Annotated in this window: 6 protein-coding genes; 1 reads left to right on the forward strand and 5 read right to left on the reverse strand. The window is 68.2% G+C overall.

All coding sequences use genetic code 11. The features are described from left to right. Together AC5RUJ_RS11050 and hisI are read right to left on the reverse strand one after the other, a co-directional pair. On the reverse strand, positions 1–1,485 hold a 1,485-nt coding region (locus AC5RUJ_RS11050; RefSeq protein WP_494155864.1), incomplete at its 3' end, for an anthranilate synthase component I. A gap of 54 nt (positions 1,486–1,539) precedes the next feature. Then, positions 1,540–1,980, reverse strand: a complete 441-nt coding sequence (gene hisI, locus AC5RUJ_RS11055; protein WP_494025850.1) for a phosphoribosyl-AMP cyclohydrolase — start codon at positions 1,978–1,980, stop codon at positions 1,540–1,542. Between the two features lie 107 nt (positions 1,981–2,087). On the opposite strand from hisI, the gene AC5RUJ_RS11060 reads away from it, so the two are divergent. Then, positions 2,088–2,732, forward strand: coding sequence for a TIGR03085 family metal-binding protein (locus tag AC5RUJ_RS11060; protein ID WP_493999588.1), 645 nt, complete (start codon positions 2,088–2,090; stop codon positions 2,730–2,732). Between the two features lie 26 nt (positions 2,733–2,758). On the opposite strand, the gene hisF is transcribed toward AC5RUJ_RS11060, so the two are convergent. The 3 genes from hisF to AC5RUJ_RS11075 all read right to left on the reverse strand — a co-directional run bounded on the left by hisF (position 2,759) and on the right by AC5RUJ_RS11075 (position 4,753). Further along, on the reverse strand, positions 2,759–3,529 hold the full coding sequence (gene hisF / locus AC5RUJ_RS11065) for an imidazole glycerol phosphate synthase subunit HisF (RefSeq protein WP_493999587.1): 771 nt from the start codon (positions 3,527–3,529) through the stop codon (positions 2,759–2,761). Between the two features lie 17 nt (positions 3,530–3,546). Beyond that, entirely contained in the window at positions 3,547–4,392 is an 846-nt protein-coding gene (gene hisG / locus AC5RUJ_RS11070) for an ATP phosphoribosyltransferase (protein ID WP_493999586.1), read from the reverse strand. Positions 4,393–4,489: 97 nt separating this feature from the next. Beyond that, complete coding sequence (locus AC5RUJ_RS11075) at positions 4,490–4,753, reverse strand: phosphoribosyl-ATP diphosphatase (protein WP_493977843.1); 264 nt, start codon at positions 4,751–4,753, stop codon at positions 4,490–4,492. Between the last annotated feature and the right edge of the window lie 153 nt (positions 4,754–4,906).

Genomic DNA, 4,906 nt, shown 5'->3' on the forward strand with positions numbered 1-4,906 from the left:
CTTGTTCACGGTCTCCAGCGCCTCGGCCTCCGGCTGGGAGTCGGCCACGATCCCGCCGCCGGACTGGACGTAGGCGACGCCGCCGCGCAGCAGCGCCGAGCGGATGGCGATGGCCATGTCCATGTCCCCGGCAAAGTCCAGGTAGCCCACCACGCCGCCGTAGATGCCGCGGCGGTGCGGTTCCAGTTCGTCCAACAGCCTCAGGGCGCGGGGTTTGGGCGCACCGGAGAGCGTGCCCGCCGGGAACGTCGCGGCCAGCACGTCGTAGGCGCTCTTGTCCGGCGACAGACGGCCGACCACGGTGGAGACCAGATGCATGATGTGGCTGAATTTCTCCACCTCCATGAACTGCGTGACGTCGACGCTGCCGGGCGTGCAGACCTTGGAGATGTCGTTGCGGGCCAGGTCCACGAGCATCAGGTGCTCCGCGCGTTCCTTCTGGTCGGCCAGCAGCTCCTCCGCCAGTTCCTTGTCATGCTCCACGCTGTGCCCGCGGGGCCTGGATCCGGCGATCGGGTGGGTGATGACCTCGTCGCCGGTCAGCGTGACCAGTGCCTCCGGGGAGGACCCCACGATCGAGTAGCCCACGCCGTCGGCGTCTTCCAGGCTGAACAGGTACATGTAGGGGCTGGGGTTCAGGTTCCGCAGCACACGGTAGACGTCGAGGGCCTCGGCCGAACATTCGGCCTCGAACCGGCGCGAGATCACCACCTGGAACACTTCGCCGTCGACGATTGCTTCCTTGCCGCGGTCCACGGCCGCCAAATACTTCTCCCGGGCCCAGCGGTGGGTCACGCTGTTCATCAGGTCGGCTGTTTCCAGGGCGGCGTCTTCCAGCACCGACACCTGCTGCGCGAGCGGTTCAGCGAGCTGCGCCAGCAGGTGTTTGGCGCGTTTCACGGCGTCCAGCCATGCCTCGTCCACGCGCTCGTCGCGGTTGTCGAAGTTGATGGCGTTGGCGATCAGCGTGACCGTGCCTTCGGCGTTGTCGTGCACGGCGAGGTCGGTGACAAGGTTCATGGCCAGTTCCGGCAGGTTCAGGTCGTCTTCCGGCGGGGACGTCAGCTTCTCCCAGTGCCGCACGGCCTCCCAGCCGACGAATCCCACCAGCCCGGACGTCAGCGGCGGGAGCGAGTCGAACCGTTCGGTCCGCAGCGCCTCCACCGTGCCGCGCAGGGCCTCCACCGGGTTGCCGGTGCGCGGCACGCCCACCGGCGGCTCCCCCAGCCAGTGCGCCTGCCCGTCCCTGGTCGTGAGCGTGGCGCGCGAGTTGGCACCAATGAAGGAATAGCGGGACCAGACTCCGCCGACGGCGGCCGACTCCAACAGGAAGGTTCCCGGCCGGGAATCGGCCAGCCTGCGGTAGATGGAAATGGGGGTCTGGTCATCGGCGAGCACCTTGATGGAGACCGGGATGACCCTGCGGTCGCGGGCAAGCGCGCGGAATTCCTCCAGGCTGGGGCTGATGACGCCAAGGTCCTGCATGCGTTATCTGTCTTTCGCTTCAGTGGCTGATACTGCGGTGGTCAGGGGGCCGGTTCAGGTGCCGGATGCTCCTTGGCTGGCGTCCGGGTCGGCGCTGTGGCCGGCGACGGCGTCGAGCCCCCGGCCGTCAAAGCAGGTGCGGGTGCCGGTGTGGCAGGCGGCGCCGACCTGGTCTACCCGGACCAACAGGGCGTCGCCGTCGCAGTCCAGGGCCACCGACTTGACGAACTGCACGTGGCCGGAGGTGTCGCCCTTGCGCCAGTACTCCCGGCGCGAGCGCGAGTAGAAGGTCACGCGGCCGCTGGTCAAGGTGCGGTGCAGCGCCTCGTCATCCATCCAGCCCAGCATCAGCACCTCACCGGAGTCGAACTGCTGGACGATCGCGGCGACCAGGCCGGCGGAGTCGCGCTTGAGCCGGTCGGCGACGGCTGGGTCGAGGGCCGTTGCGCCGGCCCCGGACGGCACTGTTGTGGGGGAATCAGACTCGGAAGGCATCCCTACAAGTCTAGTGCCAAGTCCCGGAGGCTCCCGCCCGCGCGGGCGCGGGCGCACGTACACATTTATCGGCCCGCAAGCGCCTCCTTCGTGCTAGGTTCAGAGTGATGCATTACGTAAATCCGTCCCGTGAAGTCCTGGCCGAGACCTTGCTGGCTGCCGGGCCGGACTCACCCACCCTGTGCGAGGGGTGGAAGACCGCCGAACTGGCCGCCCACCTGTACATCCGTGAACATCGAGTGGGTGCCGCCCTCGGCCTGGCCTTTAAGCCGCTGGCCAGGGTTTCGGACGAGGCCACCCGCAAGGTGGCGGACACAGCCCGGGAACCGGCCGGCTACGCCAAGCTGGTGGAAGCCTTCCGCGCGGGCCCGCCGGCCTGGTCCCCGTTCAGGGTGCCGGCCGTGGACACGGTGGCCAACCTGGTGGAATTCTTCGTCCACACCGAAGACATCCGCCGGGCCACCGACCGCTGGGCGCCGCGGGCGCTGGACGAGGACTATTCGGCGGCACTGTGGGACGAACTGGTTAAGCGGGCGGCCTTGCTGTACCGGGGAGTGGACCTGGGCATCGTGCTCGTGCGTCCGGACGGCCCGCGGCACGTGGCCAAGCGGGCACCCGTCTCGGTGGCCATCGGCGGAGAACCGGGCGAACTGCTGATGCATGCGTCCGGCCGGACCAGGCATGCGCTGGTCACCTTCGAGGGCCAGGCCGATGCCGTGGCCCTGCTGGACAGCGCCGAAATCGGCCTCTGACCCTTCCGCTTCCCCGGCTCCGGGACTCACCGGACCGGGTAGCCCGCGTCCCGGATCGCCTGCTTGACCTGCGCGATGGCGTCGTCGGGCCCGAAATGGAAGACCGAGGCGGCCAGCACCGCGTCCGCCCCCGCGGCGACGGCCGGGGGGAAATGCGCGGGCTTCCCGGCACCGCCGGAAGCAATCAGCGGGACCTTCACCGCCGCCCGTACGGCCCGGATCATCTCCAGGTCGAACCCGTCCTTCGTTCCGTCAGCATCGATGGAGTTGAGCAACAACTCCCCCACTCCCCGGTCGGCCGCCTCGCGGGCCCACTGCACCGCGTCGATCCCCGTGCCCTTGCGGCCGCCGTGCGTGGTGACTTCGAATCCGGAGGCCACCGAGGGGTCATCGGTCCGGCGGGCATCCAGCGAGAGCACCAGCACCTGGGAACCGAAATGGCGGGTGATTTCGTCGATCACATCGGGCCGGGCGACCGCGGCGGTGTTGATGGCGGCCTTGTCCGCCCCGAAGCGCAGCAGTTTGTCGACGTCGGCGACCTCGCGCACGCCGCCGCCCACGGTCAGCGGGATGAAGACTTCCTCCGCGGTGCGGGCCACGACGTCGAACGTCGTTTCGCGGTTGCCGGAGGAGGCGGTGACGTCCAGAAAGGTCAACTCGTCGGCTCCGGCACGGTCGTACCGGTGCGCCAGTTCCACCGGGTCACCGGCGTCGCGCAGGCCTTCGAAATTAATTCCCTTGACTACGCGTCCGGCGTCGACGTCCAGGCAGGGGATCACACGGATGGCAACAGTCATGGCTTACTCCGGGGCAGTCAGATGCGGCAGGCGTGGATGGTGCTGACCAGGATGGCCCGGGCACCGAGATCGTAGAGCTCGTCCATGATGCGGTTGGTCTGCGTGCGGCGGACCATCGAGCGCACGGCCACCCAGCCGGTATCGCGCAGCGGCGAGATGGTCGGTGACTCCAGCCCCGGGGTCAGCGCCGCGGCGGCGTCCACGAGGTCCTTGCGGATGTCGTAGTCCATCATGACGTACTCGCGGGCAACAATCACGCCGCGCAGCCGGCGCATCAGCACGTCCAGCCCATTGGCCGGGGTCTCCCCCGCGCGGCCGATCAGCACGGCCTCGGACTTCAGGATGGGGTCCCCGAAGATTTCCATCCCGGCGGCCCGGAGCGTGTTGCCGGTCTCCACGACGTCTGCAATCGCGTCGGCAACGCCGAGGCGCACGGAGGACTCCACCGCGCCGTCCAGCCGGACGACGGAGGCGTCGATCCCGTGCTCGGCCAGGTAGCTGCGCAGCAGCCCGTCATAGCTGGTGGCCAGGCGCTTGCCGTTCAGTTGCGCGGCACTGGTGAACTCGCCGAGCGGACCGGCGAACCGGAACGTGGACGCCGCGAAGCCGAGGTTCATCAGCTCGACGGCGTCCACCTGTGCGTCCAGAAACAGGTCACGTCCGGTGATGCCGACGTCAAGGGTGCCGGAGCCTACGTAGACGGCGATGTCGCGCGGGCGGAGGAAAAAAAACTCAATGTCGTTGTCGGCATCGGTCATGACCAGTTCGCGGCTGTCGCGGCGCTGGAGGTAGCCGGCCTCGCCCAGCATGGCGGAGGCGGCTTCGGACAGGGAACCTTTGTTGGGAACAGCTACACGCAGCATGTGGGGGTCTTTCTGGGATCGTCTCGGCCGCAGCAGGGCCTCGCAAGTGTGGAACAGGCCTGGGTCTGGGCGGGCGCCGCGCAGGGGCGGCGTCCCGCTACAGATGCTTGTAGACGTCTTCCAGCCGCAGGCCCTTGGCGATCATCAGGACCTGCAGGTGGTAGAGGAGCTGGGAGATTTCCTCGGCGGCGGCTTCGTCGGATTCGTGTTCGGCTGCCATCCAGACTTCGGCGGCCTCTTCGACGACCTTCTTCCCGATTCCGTGGATGCCGGAATCCAGCTCGGCTACCGTACGGGAGCCCTCCGGGCGCTGCTGCGCCTTTTCGCTCAGTTCCGCAAACAGGGATTCGAAGGATTTCACGCCCTTTAGACTACGTCAGGAGCGCGTGGGGGCGGCAAACCGCCGTTCCCATTGTGACGAATGCCTCCGGCGCCGCGCGGCGGTCCGTTTCAGATGCGGCGCCGCGAGCGTCAGCAGCCTGCCCTTGATCGACTCGATGATCGTTTCGAAGCT

Source organism: Arthrobacter sp. Y3223164, from assembly GCF_059091005.1.

Coding starts and splice junctions, on each gene's coding strand:
- hisI (WP_494025850.1), bottom strand. CDS start 1,980: ATGCCTTCCGAGTCTGATTCCCCCACAACAGTGCCGTCCGGGGCCGGC.
- AC5RUJ_RS11060 (WP_493999588.1), top strand. CDS start 2,088: ATGCATTACGTAAATCCGTCCCGTGAAGTCCTGGCCGAGACCTTGCTG.
- hisF (WP_493999587.1), bottom strand. CDS start 3,529: ATGACTGTTGCCATCCGTGTGATCCCCTGCCTGGACGTCGACGCCGGA.
- hisG (WP_493999586.1), bottom strand. CDS start 4,392: ATGCTGCGTGTAGCTGTTCCCAACAAAGGTTCCCTGTCCGAAGCCGCC.